Source organism: Mannheimia sp. ZY171111, from assembly GCF_017750945.1.
GTDB classification, from domain to species: Bacteria; Pseudomonadota; Gammaproteobacteria; order Enterobacterales; family Pasteurellaceae; genus Mannheimia; species Mannheimia pernigra.
Map to the genome: position 1 here is coordinate 1,556,842 of NZ_CP046532.1, position 18,648 is coordinate 1,575,489.

General features: G+C 40.3%; 20 protein-coding genes. 14 read left to right on the forward strand and 6 right to left on the reverse strand.

What is annotated here, in order from left to right:
- The first annotated feature begins 55 nt into the window (after window positions 1-55).
- Window positions 56-937, forward strand: coding sequence for a methylenetetrahydrofolate reductase (gene metF, locus GM698_RS07525; RefSeq protein ID WP_209289195.1), 882 nt, complete (start codon window positions 56-58; stop codon window positions 935-937).
- 40 nt (window positions 938-977) lie between these two features.
- Here the strand turns inward: metF and galE are convergent, their stop codons facing one another.
- The 3 genes from galE to zipA form a co-directional block, all read right to left on the reverse strand.
- Window positions 978-1,994 carry a UDP-glucose 4-epimerase GalE gene (gene galE, locus GM698_RS07530; RefSeq protein WP_209289196.1) on the reverse strand — a complete coding sequence of 339 codons (1,017 nt, stop codon included), beginning with the start codon at window positions 1,992-1,994 and terminating at the stop codon, window positions 978-980.
- Between the two features lie 66 nt (window positions 1,995-2,060).
- On the reverse strand, window positions 2,061-4,121 hold the full coding sequence (gene ligA / locus GM698_RS07535; protein ID WP_209289197.1) for an NAD-dependent DNA ligase LigA: 2,061 nt from the start codon (window positions 4,119-4,121) through the stop codon (window positions 2,061-2,063).
- A 65-nt stretch (window positions 4,122-4,186) separates the two neighbouring features.
- Complete coding sequence (gene zipA / locus GM698_RS07540; protein WP_209289198.1) at window positions 4,187-5,056, reverse strand: cell division protein ZipA; 870 nt, start codon at window positions 5,054-5,056, stop codon at window positions 4,187-4,189.
- A 110-nt stretch (window positions 5,057-5,166) separates the two neighbouring features.
- Between zipA and cysZ the strand changes: the two genes are divergently transcribed.
- Window positions 5,167-6,006 carry a sulfate transporter CysZ gene (gene cysZ, locus GM698_RS07545; protein ID WP_176812793.1) on the forward strand — a complete coding sequence of 280 codons (840 nt, stop codon included), beginning with the start codon at window positions 5,167-5,169 and terminating at the stop codon, window positions 6,004-6,006.
- 96 nt (window positions 6,007-6,102) lie between these two features.
- Window positions 6,103-6,837, forward strand: coding sequence for a nicotinamide riboside transporter PnuC (pnuC, locus tag GM698_RS07550; protein ID WP_209289199.1), 735 nt, complete (start codon window positions 6,103-6,105; stop codon window positions 6,835-6,837).
- A 127-nt stretch (window positions 6,838-6,964) separates the two neighbouring features.
- Here pnuC and purD read toward each other — a convergent pair whose 3' ends face one another.
- Window positions 6,965-8,251: a phosphoribosylamine--glycine ligase gene (gene purD / locus GM698_RS07555; RefSeq protein ID WP_209289200.1), complete on the reverse strand. Its 1,287-nt coding sequence runs from the start codon at window positions 8,249-8,251 to the stop codon at window positions 6,965-6,967.
- A 232-nt stretch (window positions 8,252-8,483) separates the two neighbouring features.
- Between purD and rpsF the strand changes: the two genes are divergently transcribed.
- From rpsF to rplI, 4 genes are read left to right on the forward strand one after another with little or no spacing between them, the layout of a single operon-like run.
- Window positions 8,484-8,858 carry a 30S ribosomal protein S6 gene (rpsF, locus tag GM698_RS07560; RefSeq protein ID WP_176808929.1) on the forward strand — a complete coding sequence of 125 codons (375 nt, stop codon included), beginning with the start codon at window positions 8,484-8,486 and terminating at the stop codon, window positions 8,856-8,858.
- Window positions 8,833-9,207 carry a primosomal replication protein N gene (gene priB, locus GM698_RS07565; protein WP_176808928.1) on the forward strand — a complete coding sequence of 125 codons (375 nt, stop codon included), beginning with the start codon at window positions 8,833-8,835 and terminating at the stop codon, window positions 9,205-9,207. Before rpsF ends, priB begins: the two co-directional genes overlap by 26 nt.
- Window positions 9,182-9,409, forward strand: coding sequence for a 30S ribosomal protein S18 (gene rpsR, locus GM698_RS07570; RefSeq protein ID WP_005598105.1), 228 nt, complete (start codon window positions 9,182-9,184; stop codon window positions 9,407-9,409). Before priB ends, rpsR begins: the two co-directional genes overlap by 26 nt.
- Window positions 9,410-9,424: 15 nt before the next feature.
- Window positions 9,425-9,874, forward strand: a complete 450-nt coding sequence (gene rplI, locus GM698_RS07575) for a 50S ribosomal protein L9 (RefSeq protein WP_176810319.1) — start codon at window positions 9,425-9,427, stop codon at window positions 9,872-9,874.
- 53 nt (window positions 9,875-9,927) lie between these two features.
- On the opposite strand, the gene dnaQ is transcribed toward rplI, so the two are convergent.
- Window positions 9,928-10,719, reverse strand: coding sequence for a DNA polymerase III subunit epsilon (gene dnaQ, locus GM698_RS07580; protein ID WP_176808926.1), 792 nt, complete (start codon window positions 10,717-10,719; stop codon window positions 9,928-9,930).
- A 192-nt stretch (window positions 10,720-10,911) separates the two neighbouring features.
- Between dnaQ and GM698_RS07585 the strand changes: the two genes are divergently transcribed.
- Window positions 10,912-11,070, forward strand: coding sequence for a hypothetical protein (locus tag GM698_RS07585; protein WP_176812790.1), 159 nt, complete (start codon window positions 10,912-10,914; stop codon window positions 11,068-11,070).
- Window positions 11,071-11,135: 65 nt separating this feature from the next.
- Here the strand turns inward: GM698_RS07585 and ettA are convergent, their stop codons facing one another.
- On the reverse strand, window positions 11,136-12,806 hold the full coding sequence (ettA, locus tag GM698_RS07590) for an energy-dependent translational throttle protein EttA (protein ID WP_209289201.1): 1,671 nt from the start codon (window positions 12,804-12,806) through the stop codon (window positions 11,136-11,138).
- A gap of 232 nt (window positions 12,807-13,038) precedes the next feature.
- Here ettA and rsxA point away from each other — a divergent pair, with 232 nt between their 5' ends.
- Genes rsxA through rsxG form a run of 6 tightly spaced genes read left to right on the forward strand, consistent with a single transcriptional unit; the run spans window position 13,039 to window position 18,646 of the window.
- A complete protein-coding gene (gene rsxA, locus GM698_RS07595) occupies window positions 13,039-13,620 on the forward strand; it encodes an electron transport complex subunit RsxA (protein ID WP_209289202.1) in 582 nt (193 codons plus the stop codon).
- Window positions 13,620-14,237, forward strand: coding sequence for an electron transport complex subunit RsxB (gene rsxB, locus GM698_RS07600; RefSeq protein ID WP_209289203.1), 618 nt, complete (start codon window positions 13,620-13,622; stop codon window positions 14,235-14,237). The genes rsxA and rsxB overlap by 1 nt, the downstream gene beginning before the upstream one ends.
- Window positions 14,224-16,287 (forward strand): electron transport complex subunit RsxC, encoded by a 2,064-nt coding sequence (gene rsxC, locus GM698_RS07605; protein ID WP_209289204.1) that lies wholly within the window; start codon window positions 14,224-14,226, stop codon window positions 16,285-16,287. The genes rsxB and rsxC overlap by 14 nt, the downstream gene beginning before the upstream one ends.
- The gene (locus GM698_RS07610; protein WP_176810315.1) at window positions 16,280-16,915 is read left to right on the forward strand and encodes a trimeric intracellular cation channel family protein; all 636 of its coding nucleotides are present in this window, start codon (window positions 16,280-16,282) and stop codon (window positions 16,913-16,915) included. Before rsxC ends, GM698_RS07610 begins: the two co-directional genes overlap by 8 nt.
- Window positions 16,916-16,957: 42 nt before the next feature.
- The gene (rsxD, locus tag GM698_RS07615; RefSeq protein WP_176808920.1) at window positions 16,958-18,013 is read left to right on the forward strand and encodes an electron transport complex subunit RsxD; all 1,056 of its coding nucleotides are present in this window, start codon (window positions 16,958-16,960) and stop codon (window positions 18,011-18,013) included.
- Complete coding sequence (gene rsxG / locus GM698_RS07620) at window positions 18,014-18,646, forward strand: electron transport complex subunit RsxG (RefSeq protein WP_209289205.1); 633 nt, start codon at window positions 18,014-18,016, stop codon at window positions 18,644-18,646. It begins immediately after the preceding gene.
- Window positions 18,647-18,648: the final 2 nt, after the last annotated feature.

Consider the following 18,648-nt stretch of genomic DNA (forward strand, 5'->3'; position numbering starts at 1 on the left):
GTTAGAATCGAACTACTTTTTAGGCAGAAGCACACACAATAAAGGAGTCTGGCTTATGAATTATGCAACTCAAATTGATGCACTTAATCAACATATTGCGGATATTGGTCGTAAAATTAATGTTTCTTTTGAATTCTTTCCGCCTAAAAATGAAAAAATGGAAACTTTGCTTTGGGATTCAATTGGCTGTTTAAGCCCTTTAAAGCCGAAATTTGTATCTGTCACTTATGGAGCAAATTCTGGTGAGCGTGATCGTACCCACAGTATTGTGAAGTCTATTCAAGAAAAAACAGGCATTATTTCTGCACCACATTTAACGGGGATTGATGCCACTCCTGAAGAATTAAAAGTGATTGCGAAAGATTATTGGCATAGTGGCATCCGCCGTATTGTGGCATTACGTGGTGATGTGCCTCAAGGTTATGACAAAGCATTATTTTATGCGTCAGATTTAGTGGCATTATTAAAATCTGTGGCTGATTTCGATATTTCGGTTGCGGCTTATCCTGAGGTTCACCCTGAGGCAAAATCGGCTCAGGCAGATTTAATTAACTTAAAACGTAAAATTGATGCAGGTGCAAATCACGTTATTACTCAATTCTTTTTTGATGTAGAGAGTTATTTACGTTTTCGTGATCGTTGTGTTTCCATTGGGATTGATTGTGAGATTGTGCCAGGCATTTTGCCTGTTACAAACTTCAAACAATTAAAAAAAATGGCTACAGTCACAAATGTAAAAATTCCAGTCTGGATGGGTAAAATGTATGAAGGATTAGATAATGACCAAACGACTCGGAATCTAGTAGCAGCAAGCATCGCGATGGATATGGTGAAAGTGCTTTCACGCGAGGGAGTTAATGATTTCCACTTTTATACTTTAAATCGTAGCGAGTTGACTTATGCAATTTGCCATACCTTAGGGATAAGGCCTCAATAACCAACAACAAAGGGCTATTTTACGATAGCCCTTCATTTCTTTATCCTTTATAACCATTCGGATTATTTTTTTGCCAGTTCCAAGTGTCTTTCATCATTTGCGCTAAGCCACGCTCGGTTTTCCAGTCGAGTTGGTCGAGGGCTTTTTGAGGAGCTGAGTAGCAAACGGCAATATCACCTGGGCGGCGATTAACAATTTTATATGGAATTTCAATGCCGTTCGCTTTTTCAAAGGCTTTCACCATATCTAACACAGAATAACCCGTGCCTGTACCTAGATTGTAAACGTGGAAGCCTGCATCCCCTTGGTGTTTGTCTAATGCTTTTAAGTGTCCGATAGCTAAATCAACAACGTGAATATAATCACGCACGCCTGTTCCATCGTGAGTAGAGTAATCGCCACCAAAAACGGAAAGTTGCGGTAATTTACCTACCGCTACTTGGCTAATAAATGGCATTAAATTATTTGGAATGCCGTTTGGATCTTCACCAATTAAGCCACTTTCGTGTGCACCAACAGGGTTAAAGTAGCGTAATACTACCACACTTAATTGCGGGAAGGCTTTTACAGCATCCTCAAGAATGCGTTCTGCCATATATTTTGATGTGCCGTAGGGATTGGTTGTACCGCCTACAGCACAAGACTCGACAATGGGAATAATGTGCGGATCACCATAAACAGTTGCCGATGAGCTGAATACAATGGTATTCACGTTTGCTCTGAGCATTTCTTCCACTAAAACAATTGATCCTGTTACGTTATTTTGATAGTAACGCAGCGGCTCTCTTACGCTTTCACCAACTGCTTTTAAGCCAGCAAAGTGGATAACTGATTCAATCTTATTTTCAGCAAAGATCTTACGCAATATTTCACGATCTAAAACATCGCCTTGATAGAACGTTACGCTTTTGCCTGTTATTTCTTTTATACGTTCAAGTGAAACTTTAGACGAGTTAGAGAGATTATCTAAGACAACAATTTCTCTATTTTCATTTAAGAGTTCGACAACGGTATGAGAACCAATATACCCTGCCCCGCCTGTTACTAAAATGGCCATTTTGTCTTCCTTTTTGCAAAATTGATTAAAAAAGTTACCGCTTGTATTACTTGTTTTCACATTGCTTTACGAATATGAATGGGTTGTTAGCGTAATGAAATCTTGCTCGGTTAATATTTGAATGCCTAGTTCCTGTGCTTTAGTCAGTTTAGAGCCTGCCTTTTCGCCTGCAATGAGGTAATCGGTTTTACTTGAAACTGAACTAGAAACTTTACAACCTAAACTTTGTAATAAGGCTTTGGCTTCATCACGAGTAAGTTGAGTAAGTGTGCCAGTTAAAACCACGTTTTTGTCTTTTAATGGATTATCGACAATCTCGGTTTTCACAATGTCTTGCCAATGCACACCTTGGGCAATTAAATCTTCCACTGCCTCGACATTATGCGGTTCTTGCCAGAAGCTGACAAGGCGGTTTGCCACCACCTCACCGACATCTTGAACCTCTTTTAGTTGTTCAAAAGTCGCTTGGCGGATTGCCTCTAGACTGCCAAAGTGATTGGCTAAGTTGAGGGCGGTTGCCTCTCCAACATCTCGAATACCCAATGAAAATAAAAAGCGAGGAAGCGTTGTATTTTTCGCTTTTTCAAGACTATTTAGGGCATTTTGAGCAGATTTTTCGCCCATTCGTTCTAGTCGCATTAAGGTGGTGTGATCGAGCTTGAACAGATCAGCGGGTGTTTTAATTAACTCACGAGCCATTAATTGTCCAATCAGTTTTTCGCCTATGCCGTCAATATCCATCGCTTTGCGAGAGACAAAATGTTTGAGTGCTTCTTTGCGTTGTGCTTTGCAGAATAAACCACCAGTACAACGTGCCACCGCCTCGCCTTCTACCCGAACAACTGTAGAGTGACAGATAGGACAAGCGGTCGGAAATTCAATTTTTTTTGCATTTTCAGGTCGGCGTTCAGCAATCACACCTGTAATTTGCGGAATAACATCGCCTGCACGGCGAATAATCACCGTATCGCCAATCACAATGCCTAAACGCTCAATTTCATCGCCATTATGTAATGTTGCATTGCTTACTGTGACCCCTGCAATAAAAACAGGTTCTAATTTTGCCACAGGCGTTATCGCCCCTGTTCGCCCAACTTGAAATTCTACATCTTTTAAAATCGTCATCTGCTCTTGAGCAGGGAATTTGTACGCAATTGCCCAGCGGGGAGAGCGAGAGATGAAACCCAGTTGTTCTTGTAAGGCGATGTCATTGACTTTCAATACTGTGCCATCAATATCGTAACCTAACGTTGGTCGCTTAGTTTGAATATCGGTGTAATAAGTCAAAAGTGCGGTTCTGCCTTGAGCTAAACAAATCTCATCATTAACAGGAATACCTAACGATTTTAACCATTGCAAACGCTCAAATTGAGTATTTGGTAATTCGTCATCACTCTCGTAAACGCCAATACCATAGGCATTGAATATAAGTGGACGCTGACGAGTAATTTTCGGATCGAGTTGGCGTAGCGAACCTGCTGCAGCATTACGAGGATTCGCAAAGGTTTTCTCACCTTTAGCCAGTGCTTTTTCATTTAATTCATTAAAACCTACTTGCGGCATAAATACCTCGCCACGTACTTCTAAACGGGCTGGTGGATTGAGTGTGTTAAGTTTTAATGGAATATTACGAATGGTGCGGATATTCGCGGTAATGTCTTCTCCTGTTGTACCATCGCCTCGCGTTGCAGCACGGGTGAGTAAGCCGTTTTCATACAAGATACTTACGGCTAAACCATCTAATTTTGGTTCACAACAAAATGTTAGCTGGCTAGAACTAACGTGAATATAACTTTCTATTCGGCGTAAAAAACCATCTAAATCGTCATCGCCAAATGCGTTATCCAATGAAAGCATAGGGATTTTATGTATAACTTGAGCAAAACCTGCCAATGGTTTTGCGCCTACTCGTTGAGTAGGCGAATCTAAGGTAATGAGTTCTGGGTGCTGCCATTCAATATTTTTGAGCTCATTCATCAAGCGGTCATATTCGGCATCTGGTACGCTTGGATTATCTAAAACGTGATATTCGTATTCGTATTGGCGTAACGTTTGGCGAAGTTGTTCAATTAACTGGGGTGTGGTGTTTTCTTCAAAAACTAAATTGTCTTGACTAGATAATGACATAGGTAAAACTCTCTACAAAAAAGACCGCTTGTTACAAGCGGTCGAAAAAACAATTATTTTTGCAATTAGTGCATTACGCGTTGCATATAACGTTGGCGAGATTCTTCGCTAAATGGTTCTTGGGCGTCATCATATAAATATCCGCCCAGTGATGCTGCTAAATGTTCGGCATTACTAATTAATAATTTCATATTTGCAACATCGTTGCCTTCGGTTGGTAATTGCATAAAGAGTACCAAGCCTGCGGTAGAGAAATTAACAATATTGTGTAAATCAAATGTCCCTGGATTGATTAAATTTGCGACACTGAAAATAATCGGGCTGAGCGAATCATCAATGTGTTGATGACGGTGGAAAATTTGATGTTCGCCAAAACGCAATCCAATTTCTTCTAAATAGCGAACCACATAATCGCCACGGAAGGGAGCTTGTTGTGGTGCGTAAATATAAAGTGTTATAAATGGATTTTCTTCTGCTGCTATTTGTGTGGCTTCTGCTTCTACCGTTGAAACGTGATCTTCTTCGGGCACTGAAATATTCATTGCGGTGTTAGCAAAATCTGGCGTATGTTGAATATGTTGTTGGTTAGAAATTCGTTGACCATAAGTACTGCTAGTAGGTGCTGTGGTTTGAACTTGAGCCTCACCTGGTAAACTGATTTTGATATTTTGCAATGAGCTTTCCACTTCTTGTTGAATCTGCTGTGGGTTTTCTTCTGGCATAGACATTCCTTGATATTCCTCATTTTGTGGTTTTAATGAAGTAGGAATAGGGGGGCTTAACTCGTTATTTGATGGAGGTACAATCACTGCTCTATTTGAGAACGAGTTTGAGAAAACGTTCGATTTTTCACGGCGGGCAGACCAAATGCTAAAGCCGATTAAGACGGTAATCAATAATCCAGCTAGAATGAAGAAAATAATATGCAGTTCCATTGTGTCCTCTTATTAAAATAATCAATAAAAATACATTTTCATATTTGCGAAAATAGTGTGCGTAGCTTACCATATTTCTAAGAATTTTTGACAAAAAATAAGGAATCATTATGTCTTCTGTTTTTTTAAAGCCACAAAACCAAGCAGGGCTTGGTTTTCACTACTTTATTTATGGTTGGAAGTTATTACTACAACGCCAATTTTTACCTTTTGTGCTTTTCCCAATTGTGATTAATACCGTGTTAATGATTGGATTGATATGGGCATTTTTTGCCAATATCGGCGGATTATTGGCATTACTATTACCGACGTGGTTGGAATGGATTAGCTTTATCTTAATTCCTCTGATTTTTTTAATGATCTTGGTTGGATTTTATTTTGCCTTCACCACACTGGCAAATTTTGTTGCCGCGCCTTTTAATGGTTTACTGGCAGAAAAAGTTGAGTTACAGCTTACTGGTGAGCCGTTAGGCGATATGTCGTTCGGTGCAATGTTAAAAGATTTACCAAGAATGCTAAAACGTGAATGGAAAAAAATGATGTATAGCATTCCACGATTGATTGTCCTTTTTGTACTGGGGTTTTTACCTGTAGTTGGGCAAACCATTGTACCTATTCTCACATTTATGTTCGGTGCGTGGTTGATTGCAATTCAATATTGTGACTATCCGTTTGATAATCATAAAATTACTTTTCAACGTATGCGAAATGCACTTGCACAATATCGCACGCTTAATTTTACCTTTGGTGCGTTAGTGAGCTTGTTTATGATGATTCCAGTTGTGAATCTGGTAGTAATGCCTGTGGCAGTTTGTGGAGCAACGGCGTTATGGGTCAATGAGTATCGCCATTTCTTTCTGAATAACCAAACAGGTGAGTTTAGCAGAGCAGATGATACTTTTAAACGTTCAGAAGCATTACTGAGCACAGAAGTAAAAAAGAGAAATTAAACTTTAAGTAAAATTTTCTTTACTTAATTTTGCTTTTTATGCTTTTATGCTCTGTGATTTGATATGTATTTTTTACATTTTATATTGGAGACAGATATGCACGATTTATCATTTTCAACAAAATTAAAACAAGAGTTCTTTGGTGGTTGGACTAAATTTGAAGCAGGTTGGTTATTGACTTTTCTTGCGATTCAAATTGGCATTTTCATATACCAGCCAGATAGCTGGATTGCCACCATTGCTGCAATTACGGGTATTTTATGCGTCGTTTTTGTTGGTAAAGGAAAAATTAGCAACTACTTTTTCGGCTTAATTTCTGTATCACTTTACGCTTATATTTCCTACACTTTCCAGCTTTATGGGGAAATGATGTTAAATTTACTCGTTTATGTACCAGTGCAATTTATCGGGTTCTATTTCTGGCGTAAAAATATGACAAGCCAAAATACGGTGAATAATGCAGGGGTAGAGGAAGTGATAGCAAAAGCTCTAACTGCTAAGCAGTGGGGGATTGTGATTATTTCAGCCATTGTTGGGACTTTTCTTTATGTTGAATTACTGAAATATTTAGACAGTGCTTTACCGTTACTCGATGGTGCAACGGTGGTTATTTCAATTGTCGCACAAATTCTGATGGTATTAAGATACCGTGAACAATGGGCGTTGTGGATTATCGTCAATATTATGACGATTTCGCTCTGGAGTGCGGTGTATTTCCAAAATGGTGAAACCAGCTTGCCATTATTGGTGATGTATGTGATGTATCTTTGTAACTCAATTTACGGTTATTACAATTGGATTAAACTTCACAAAAATCATCAACACCAATAATCAGCTCAAGCGGTTGTTTTTGGGCAAATTTTTACAAAGCACATTAATTGCCCATTTAGGTTGCAAATAAAGTGGCTTATAGCCGCAAAAATAAAGGCATACAAGAGTATGCCTTTATTTTTTTAGCTTATTTTGCCTGCTCTCTAGCAATTGCCCGATAACCAATATCTCGCCGATAGAATTTGCCTGTCCATTTAATTTGTTCGGCAAGTCCAAGGGCTTTTTGCTGGGCTTCAAATACACTGTTACCTAATGCGGTTACACAAAGTACACGTCCGCCGTTGGTGAGTAACTTGCCCTCTTTTTGTTCCACGCCAGCAAGGAAAACTTTTTGATCTTGTGTGGTGGTAGGAATACCAGTTATTTCATCGCTTTTGCGATAATCGGCAGGGTAGCCTTGGGCAGCTAGGACGATACCAAGAGCTGCTTGTTCACACCATTTGGATTTAATCGTGTCTAATTTGCCCGCACAGGCTTTTAAGCAAAGTTCAACCAAGTCGGACTCTAAACGCATCATAATTGGCTGTGTTTCAGGGTCGCCAAAGCGACAATTAAATTCAATCACTTTAGGCTGACCATTTGGCATAATCATTAAACCTGCGTATAAAAAGCCCGTGTAAGGATTATTTTCACTTGCCATACCACGCACAGTTGGGTAGATAATTTCTTCCATCACACGATGATGAATTTCAGGCGTGACAACGGATGCAGGTGAATAAGCTCCCATTCCGCCGGTGTTCAAGCCTTTATCGCCCTCTCCCACGCGTTTATGATCTTGCGAAGTTGCCATTGGCTCAATATTTTTGCCATCCACCATCACGATGAAGCTAGCCTCTTCTCCATCTAAAAATTCTTCAATAACAACACAGCTTCCTGCCTCGCCAAACGCATTACCTGAAAGCATATCACGCACCGCATCTTCAGCTTCTTGTAATGTCATCGCTACAATCACACCTTTGCCTGCAGCTAAACCGTCAGCTTTGATCACAATTGGAGCCCCTTTTTCTTTCAAATAAGCAAGGGCAGGTTCAACTTCGCTAAAGTTTTGATATTCAGCGGTTGGAATATTATGACGAGCTAAGAAATCTTTGGTGAATGCTTTTGAACCTTCTAATTGTGCGGCAGTTTGAGTAGGACCGAAAATGGTTAAACCATTGGTACGAAAAGCATCAACTACGCCAGCAACTAATGGCGCTTCGGGGCCGACAATCGTTAAACCAATATTGTTTTCTTTCGCAAAAGCGACTAATGCGTTTAAATTTGTACTTGAAATAGCAACATTTTCAATACCATTTTCGGTTTCTGTTCCTGCATTTCCTGGAGCAACAAAAACTTTATCTGCTAATGGAGATTGCCGTACTTTCCAAGCTAAAGCGTGTTCACGACCACCATTTCCGATAATTAAAATATTCATATGATTCCTTGATAAAATGAGAAAGCAAACGTTTGCGTATTGTACTTTATTTATTTGTTTGATTACAAGCGGTTGTTTTGTTAGGATTTTTTGCAAAAAGCTGAATTGTTGCTTGCAAAATAGGCTTTTTTCAGTATAATCCTGCCGTTCAGTCACATCCCTTTTTTAATCCTTGCTTCCACAAGTTGGTGACTGGCTAACGTTGGAGGCTGCTAACCCGTAAGGATAGTCAATGCGTCACTACGAAATCGTTTTTATGGTTCATCCAGATCAAAGCGAACAAGTACCAGCAATGATTGAGCGTTACACAGCATCTGTTAAAGAAGCTGGCGGTCAAGTTCATCGCTTAGAAGATTGGGGTCGTCGTCAATTAGCATACCCAATCAATAAACTTCACAAAGCACATTATGTGTTAATGAATGTAGAAGCACCTCAAAGTGTAATCGACGAGTTAGAAACTAACTTCCGTTATAACGATGCTGTTCTTCGTAACTTAATCGTTCACACTAAAGCAGCAGTAACTGAAGCATCACTAATGGTGAAAGCTAAAGAAAGCAAAGTTACTGAAGCGGTAGCTGAAGTTGAATCAGAGGAAGCAGGCGAATAATTCGCCAATTGATAACTGTTTAATCTTAAGTGGTAGAATTTCTACAACGATTAAACAAAGCCTAAACCCTCTTGGAGTTCCACACTACAGTTTTTGGTTAGAACACCGTTCAAATCAAACAGAAGTCAATTTAGAACGCCAAGCGTGGTGCAAAATTCAAGTGATTTTGGCAGGCAATCAATTTAGTTATTTAACCCAACAAATTAAGCTCGGTGAGCGTGTGAGAATTAAGGGTTTTATCCATACTCACAAAGACTTTAACGGTTTAAATCAGTTAGTCTTACACACCGAACAAATTGAATTTATAGATCAGGAGAAGCCAAATGGCACGTTATTTCCGTCGTCGTAAGTTCTGCCGTTTTACAGCGGAAAATGTTGTTGAAATCGATTACAAAGATATCGCTACATTAAAGAACTACATTTCTGAAAGCGGCAAGATTGTTCCTAGCCGTATTACTGGTACTCGTGCGAAGTATCAACGTCAACTAGCTCGTGCAATCAAACGTGCTCGCTACCTTGCGTTACTTCCATATACTGATAACCACCAATAATCAGGAGAGAGTACAATGCAAGTTATTTTATTAGATAAAGTTGCTCACCTCGGTTCTGTAGGTGAGAAAGTAACTGTTAAATCTGGTTTTGCTCGTAACTTCTTAATCCCACAGGGTAAAGCAGTTATGGCAACTGAAGCAAATATTGCTCATTTTGAAGCTCGTCGTGCTGAATTAGAAGCGAAAGCAGCAGAAGTGTTATCAGCAGCACAAAAACGTGCAGCTAAAATTACTGAAATTGCATCTGTATCAGTATCTGCAACAGCAGGTGATGATGGTCGTTTATTCGGTTCTGTTTCTGCAAAAGATATTGCTGAAGCATTAACCGCAGCAGGCGTTGAAGTTGCTAAATCTGAAGTTCGTTTAAGCGAAGGTCCACTTCGTACAACTGGCGAACATGAAGTTAAAGTTCACTTACATCCAGAAGTGAATGCAACTGTGACTGTAAACGTAGTTGCTGAATAATCAGTAAAATACGAGTTAAAAACCCAGCAAAAGCTGGGTTTTTGTCTTTGAGACTAATGATGATTCGGTGTTATTTCTTCTGTTGCACTCTTTGCCCACAAGCAATTTCCTTTTGATTTCTTTTCAATTAATCTCAATAATGCTGAATGTGATTCTTCTTCCTCATCTGTGGCTTTTATAATAATAGCATCTTCAGCATTTAATACTATCTCTGAAAATTGTTCTTCTATCTCAGTCTCAATTTCAATCGTTGCTGATGTTTTTTCTACTTCTTCCTCACCTAATAATGAAATCTGACCGCCTGTCATCATTAGGAAAACATCTGCTAGAATTTCCGCATCCAGCAAGGCACCGTGAAGTACACGTTTACTATTATCAATGCCTAAGCGATCACATAATGCGTCTAAATTATTCCGTTTACCTGGGTACATTTTTCGTGCCAGCTGAAGGCTATCGGTAATAGTACAAATTTCTTTGGTTTTTGTTGGTGGATGTTGAAGATAAGAGAATTCTTGATCCATAAATGCTACATCGAAGGGTGCATTGTGAATGATCAACTCAGCTCCGCTGATAAACGCTAAGAACTCATCAGCAATTTCGGCAAAAGCAGGCTTATCTTGTAAAAATTCGTTGGTAATGCCATGAACTTTAATTGCTTCTTCATCAACTTTACGCGGAGGCTTAATGTAAGCGTGGTAAGTTCTTCCAGTTAATCGGCGATTAATAACCTCAACAGCACCTATTTCAATAATATTATGTCCGATTTGAGGAGGGCCTCCAGCCATATTCATACCTGTAGTTTCCGTATCTAAGACCACTTGGCGGACAAGTTTTTCTTCTGTCATATTTTTCCTTTCTGTAACCTAGCTTTGGTAAAATTCTACCAAAATTGAACCGCTTGTAGGAAGATTTATACCGCAATTGTAGCAAAGTAGATTGAGAGCATAAAAAACATACATTAGATATGATTAAATTGTTTTTTTTAAAGGTGATTTCTAATATAATGCCCGAGCTTTTAACTTTAAAGGAGAAAAAATATGAAAAAAGCAATCAAACTTTTTGCAATTGCCTCTGTTGTTGCAACATTAGCTGCTTGTACTGGTGTACGTGGACACGATGGTTCAGGTCCTGTATGTGAAAATGCGACATTTATGGGCATTTCAATTATTGAAGCGGTTTCTTCTTGTAAAAAATAAGTTCTATTTTATACATAGAGATATTAAAAAGCTCAAATCTGAATAGATTTGAGCTTTTTAGTTTATTACTTCGCAATCCGTTTATATTTCACACGGTGCGGTTGGGTGGCAGCTTCACCAAAGGTTTTCTTTTTCCACTCTTCGTAGTCGGAGAAGTTGCCTTCGTAGAAGGTCACTTTGCCCTCATCGCCGTAGTCTAAAATGTGAGTCGCGATACGGTCTAAGAACCAGCGGTCGTGCGAGATCACCATTGCACAGCCCGGGAATTCTAAGATCGCATTTTCCAATGCACGCAGGGTTTCTACGTCAAGGTCATTGGTCGGTTCGTCCAGTAACAGCACGTTACCACCGCGTTGGAGAAGTTTAGCTAAGTGCAAACGACCACGCTCACCGCCTGATAATTCGCCGACACGTTTTTGTTGATCTATGCCTTTGAAGTTGAAACGACCAACATAAGCACGGCTTGGAATTTCAAAGTTGCCGATGGTTAAAATATCTTGTCCGTTCGAGACTTCTTCCCACACGGTTTTGCTGTCATTCATTGAATCACGGAACTGATCGACAGAGGCAAGTACCACGGTTTCGCCCATTACGATAGAGCCGTTATCTGGCTGTTCTTGACCTGATAGCATACGAAATAGCGTCGATTTACCTGCACCGTTCGCCCCGATAATGCCGACAATCGCCCCTTTTGGAATGCTGAACGATAAATCATCAATTAACGTGCGGTCACGGTAAGATTTGGTTAAGTTTTGAACTTCAATCACTTTATCGCCTAGGCGTGGGCCAGGTGGAATAAAGAGTTCATTCGTTTCGTTGCGTTTTTGGTATTCGCCACTATTAAGCTCTTCAAAGCGTGCCATACGAGCTTTGCTTTTCGCTTGGCGGCCTTTTGGATTTTGGCGTACCCATTCCAACTCTTTCTCAATGGATTTTTGACGAGCGGATTCTGTCGCTTGCTCTTGTGCTAAGCGTTTCTCTTTCTGCTCTAACCAAGAAGAGTAGTTACCTTCCCAAGGAATACCTTCACCACGGTCAAGCTCCAAGATCCAGCCTGCCACGTTATCTAAGAAGTAACGGTCATGAGTAATTGCCACCACTGTGCCTTCGTAGTCGTGTAAGAAACGCTCTAACCACGCCACAGATTCTGCATCCAAGTGGTTGGTTGGCTCGTCTAATAAGAGCATATCTGGTTTTTCAAGTAATAGGCGGCAAAGTGCTATACGGCGGCGTTCACCCCCTGATAAATGTTCGATTTTTGCATCCCAATCTGGCAAGCGAAGTGCATCGGCTGCACGCTCTAACTGATTTTGTAGGTTATGACCATCGTGAGTTTGAATAATTGCTTCCAGTTCTGCTTGTTTTGCTGCTAATTTGTCGAAATCGGCATTTTCATCAGCATATTGTGCATACACTTCATCCAGCTGGGTTAAGGCATTTTTTACTTCGGCTACGGCTTCTTCTACGGCTTCACGTACGGTTTGTTGTGGATCGAGCTTCGGCTCTTGGGGCAAATAACCGATTTTAATGCCTGGTTGTGGACGAGCTTCACCTTCAAACTCTTTATCAACGCCTGCCATAATGCGGAGCAAAGTGGATTTACCTGCACCATTTAAGCCAAGCACCCCGATTTTTGCACCCGGGAAAAAGCTTAGGGAAATATCTTTAAGAATATGACGCTTCGGTGGCACCACTTTGCTGACACGGTGCATCGTATATACAAATTGACTTGACATTGTTTGATTCCTCACAAAAAAATTCGCCCTATTCTACTTGAATTTTGCCTTGAAATATAGGGCAGTTTTGGGCTTAAAAAAGTACCTATGATTTCTTATTGTGAATGAGTAAAAAACAAGGGATAATATTACGTTATTTTTATTCGAATTACGCTCAAGCGGTCTAATTTCATCAAAAAGTTGCAAAAAACTATGCAAATTTGACCGCTTGTTTTTTTATATTGTGGAATTTATGGTCGATTATATTCTGTTAGTCATCAGTACAGCACTTATAAACAACTTTGTCCTTGTGAAATTTCTAGGGCTTTGTCCGTTTATGGGTGTCTCTAAAAAGGTTGAAACTGCCATTGGAATGGGGATGGCAACTACCTTTGTGCTGACGGTTGCCTCTCTCTCTGCCTATTTGGTGGAGGCTTATCTACTTGTGCCGTTAAATGCACAATTTTTACGCACATTGGTGTTTATTTTAGTGATCGCCGTGATTGTGCAATTAACAGAGATGATCGTACACAAAACCAGCCCGACGCTGTATCGTTTATTAGGGATTTATTTACCCCTTATCACCACCAATTGTGCCGTGCTAGGCGTTGCGTTATTAAATGTGAATTTAGCTAATAATCTTGTTGAATCTGTACTTTATGGTTTTGGTGCCGCGGTAGGTTTCTCGCTTGTTTTAGTACTGTTTGCTGCACTGCGTGAACGTTTGGCGGCAGCTGATGTACCTCGTCCATTTCAAGGGGCAGCTATCGCTTTAATTACCGCAGGACTAATGTCGCTTGCCTTTATGGGCTTTACAGGATTGGTGAAACTCTAATGCTTGATTTACCAATTATCGTTTATATTCTTATCGCTATTGCTGTTATTGCACTTATTTTCGGGGCAATTTTGGGTTATTTCTCGATTAAACTCAAAGTGGAATCTGATCCTATCGTTGATCAAATTGATGCGTTATTGCCTCAAAGCCAATGCGGTCAATGTGGTTATCCTGGCTGTAAACCTTATGCAGAGGCGATCGCCAATGGTGATGTGATTACAAAATGTGTGCCAGGTGGGCAGCCGTTGGTGGTAAATCTTGCCGATCTTTTGGGTATTGACGTACCGCCAATGGATGGTATAGAAGAACCTGAAGTGAAAGTGGCTTTTGTTATTGAGAATTTGTGTATTGGTTGTACTAAATGTATTCAGGCTTGTCCTGTTGATGCCATTATTGGTACGAATAAGGCAATGCACACGATTATTCCTGATCTCTGTACAGGCTGCGAGCTCTGTGTTGCACCTTGTCCAACCAATTGTATTGAAATGATTCCAGTGAAACAAACCACGCAATCGTGGAACTGGAAGTTCGATCAAGATTTAATTATTCCTGTAGTAAATACAACTGAATTACAGAAAAAATTAGTAACAGGCGGAGGTAAAAATGAGCAATCCTAATTTAGTGATTGAGAGAATCCGTCAAAATAAAGCCAGTAGTAAATTATGGGACTTCCCGGGTGGTATTCACCCAATCGAAAATAAAAGCCAATCTAATAGCAAGCCAATTAGAACGCTTAATTTACCTCGCTTTTTCTACGTGCCGTTGGTTCAGCATTCTGGTTTTCCTGGTGAATTAATAGTAAAAGTGGGCGATTTTGTACTGAAAGGGCAACCACTCACAAAAGGTGAGCATTACCGGCAATTACCCGTACACAGTCCGACATCTGGGCGAGTTATCGGCATTGAGCCTTATGTTTCAACGCATGCATCGGGTTTATCGGAAATGACGATCATCATTGAAACGGATGGCAAAGATGAATGGGTTGAACGGCAACCGATTGAGGATTTCTTAAGCCTTACAAGCGATCAAATTATCCAAAAAGTTTACGAATATGGCATTGCAGGGCTTGGTGGAGCAGTGTTCCCAACCGCCACAAAATTAAGCCTAGCGGATAAACGCTGCAAACTGCTCGTGATTAATGGAGCGGAATGTGAGCCTTACATCACTTGTGATGACCGCCTAATGCAAGATTGCACGCACGATCTGATTGAAGGTATTCGGATCTTGCGTTATGTGCTTCGCCCTGAAGAAGTGGTGATTGCGATTGAAGATAACAAACCGCACGCTATTAAAGCATTAGAAGAGGCGTTAAAAGGCTCAAATGATATGTTTGTGCGTGCCATTCCAACAAAATATCCATCTGGTGCATCAGATCAATTAATCCAAGTTTTAACTGGGCTTGAAATTCCCGTAGGACAACGCACCATTCAAATGGGGATTGTAATGCACAATGTTGGCACAGCCTATGCGGTTAAACGAGCTATTATTGATGACGAGCCCTTAATTGAACGAGTTGTGACCTTAACGGGCGATAAAATTCGTAATAAAGGCAATGTATGGGCAAGGCTCGGTACACCCATTCAGCATTTATTGGAACAAGTGGATTATCAAGCAGATAAACGTTTTCCTGTATTTTTAGGTGGCCCAATGATGGGTTTTATTTTGCCCTCGCTGCAATCTCCAGTTACCAAAACGGTAAACTGTTTAATTGCCCCCGACCATTTTGAATATTCGCCGCCTGAGCCAGAGCGTAGTTGCATTCGTTGCTCAAACTGCTCAGATGCTTGTCCTGTTGGCTTATTGCCTCAGCAGCTTTATTGGTTTGCAAGAGCAGAAGATCACGATAAATCCAAAGAATATAATTTAGATGCTTGTATTGAATGTGGCGTTTGTGCTTACGTCTGCCCAAGCTATATTCCGCTCATTCAATATTTCCGCCAAGAAAAAGCGAAAATCAATGAAATTGAGGAAAAAGCTCGCAAAGCAGAAGAGGCTAAAATCCGTTTTGAAGCAAGAGAGGCTCGTTTACAAAAAGAACGAGATGCCCGTACCGCTCGGATTACTAAAGCAGCTGAAAAACGCCGTGAAGACGTGGCAAATGAAGGTGGTGTCGATCCTGTAAAAGCGGCTCTTGAACGCTTGAAAGCGAAAAAAGCAGCTGAAACCGTGCCAGAAGCTCCAACAGACGTGCAAGTAAAATCCAACGGCGAACCTGATAATCGCGATGTAATGGCACAACGCAAAGCCAGACGTTTAGCCAAGCAAGCAGAACAAGCGGTTGAAAAATCGGAAAATATTGCAAATAGTGAAGCTGAAACTGCCGAAACAGATCCACGTAAAGCAGCAGTGGCGGCAGCCCTTGCCCGAGCAAAAGCGAAAAAAGAAGCTCAACAAGCGGTCGAAAAATCGGAAAATATTGCAAACAGTGAAGCTGAAACTGCCGAAACGGATCCACGCAAAGCAGCAGTGGCGGCAGCCCTTGCCCGAGCGAAAGCGAAAAAAGCCGCTCAACAAGCGGTCGAAAAATCGGAAAATATTGCAAACAGTGAAGCTGAAATTGCCGAAACAGATCCACGTAAAGCAGCAGTGGCGGCAGCCCTTGCCCGAGCAAAAGCTCGCAAGCAAGCTGAGCAGGAGAAAAAACAGCTGGGAGAAGAAAATGTTTAGCGAACTAATCCCTCCCTTGCCTTGGTCGTTCCTGTTTATTCAGGATTTAATTGGCACGATTGTGTTTGCGATTTCGGGGGCAATCGCTGCTCGCCAGCACAAAATGGATATTTTCGGTATGTTTATTTTGGCATTTGTTACGGGTGTTGGCGGTGGTACGTTACGAGATATGATGATTGGATCAACCCCCGTGTTTTGGATGAAACAGCCGATTTATGTGTTGATGATTACCCTCGCGGTGGTCATTACCGCCATTTTCCGTAATCAAATTTCCCGTAAAAGCTGGCAGACCAGTTTATTGGTCTTTGATGCAATTGGGCTTGGTGTATTTACCGTAATAGGTGTGCAAAAAGGCTTAGATTTTGGGCTACATCCATTAATTTGTGTGGCACTGGGTGGAGTAACAGGCTGTTTTGGCGGAGTCATTCGAGATATTTTACGAAACGAAGTACCAATTGTGTTGCAAAAAGAAGTTTATGTTACAGTAAGCTTGATTGGCGGTGTGATTTTTGTAACAGCGAATTCATTTGGATTGGAAAGTGATTGGGTGTATTTGTCCACTGTTTTCACCGTCATTATTATCCGCTTGTTGGCGATTCGTTTTAATCTGAATTTGCCGAAATTGTAATAGTCGTGCTTTTCGCAAAATGTTGATAAAGGCTTTTATATAATGTTTAGAATAGTTAGTTCCCCCCATACCCATTCAAGCAATCTTACCGCACATATTATGTTGTGGGTAATTGCGATGATGTTACCAGCACTTGGCGTTCAACTTTATTATTTTGGTTTTGGGGTACTAATTCAAATAATGATCGCCGTTGTTTTGGCAATTATTATTGAAATTGGGATTGCAAAATTACGCAAAAAAACGACCGCTTTCTATTTGGCGGATATCTCTGGTATTTTGACTGCATTGATTTTAGCAATGTCGATCCCACCTTATGCACCTTATTGGATTATTGTAATTGGTGTGATTTCGTCATTGTTATTAGCAAAACACAGTTACGGCGGCTTAGGGCAGAATTTGTTTAACCCTGCAATGGTTGGATATGCGTTGCTATTGGTTTCTTTTCCAGTACAGATGACATCTTGGCTTGTGCCAATTGATTTATTAAACGAACCGCCCACATTCAATGATGCGATTTCGTTAATTTTCAGTGATGTTACCAGCGATGGTTTTAGTCTTCATCAATTGGTTAATAGCGTTGATGGGATTGCACAAGCGACACCGTTAGACAGTATGAAAAGCAGTTTGGCAAAGTTCGGTTTTGATAGAGTAATGAACACTCCGATTTTTGATGGATTGTTTGCAACAGGGTGGTTTCAACTTAATATCGCCTTTTTATTCGGTGGGCTTGTGCTGATTTATAAGCGGATTATCCACTGGCAAATTCCTGCTTCTCTGCTTGTGGCTTTTTTTGTGTTAAGTGCTCTTACCGAACTCTTTACTGAACAAGCACATTTGCATTTTATAAGCCATCTATTTAGCGGGGCAATGATGTTCGGTGCGTTTTTCATTGCAACCGATCCTGTAAGTGCTTCTATTACACCAAAAGGAAAGTTAATTTTCGGTGCTTTAGTGGGAATTTTGCTTTATATCATTCGCTATTACGGCAATTACCCCGATGCAATCGCCTTTTCCGTTTTATTGGCAAATATTTGCGTGCCATTAATCGATCATTACACACAGCCAAGAATTTATGGCACAAAATTGGATAAAAGATAAATGAATATCTCAAAAATCACTTTAAAATATGCCTTAATTTTAGGCTTGATTGCATTGTTAAGCACCGCTGTTTTAACTAGTGTGTATCTGCTCACTAAAAGCAGAATTGATGATGTTACTGCAATGCAACAACGCAAATTACTAGAGGAAGTGGTACCTAAAACTTATTTTGATAATGATGTGCTAAGTAGTTGTAAAATTATTCATCTTGAAAATTTACCCCATTTAAATCATATTTATCTTGCAAAAAAATCGGAAAAACGAACCGCTTACTTAATTCAAAGCACAGCCCCAGATGGCTACTCAGGCAATATTGTGCTGTTGGTAGGCATTGAGCCAAATGGCAATGTGCTAGGTGTACGAACGATTGAACATAAAGAAACACCAGGATTGGGTGATAAAATTGAAACTCGAGTATCAGACTGGATTTTATCTTTTACAAATAAACATTTTAGCTTAGGAAACGAATCAGAGTGGAATGTGAAAAAAGATGGCGGAGAATTTGATCAATTCACAGGTGCGACTATTACCCCTCGTGCAGTGGTCAATAATGTTCGTCAAATTGCAAAATGGGTTGTGACTGACTTGGCACAAAATCCGCAAATGATCGACCAATTTAAAGATTGCAAATAGAG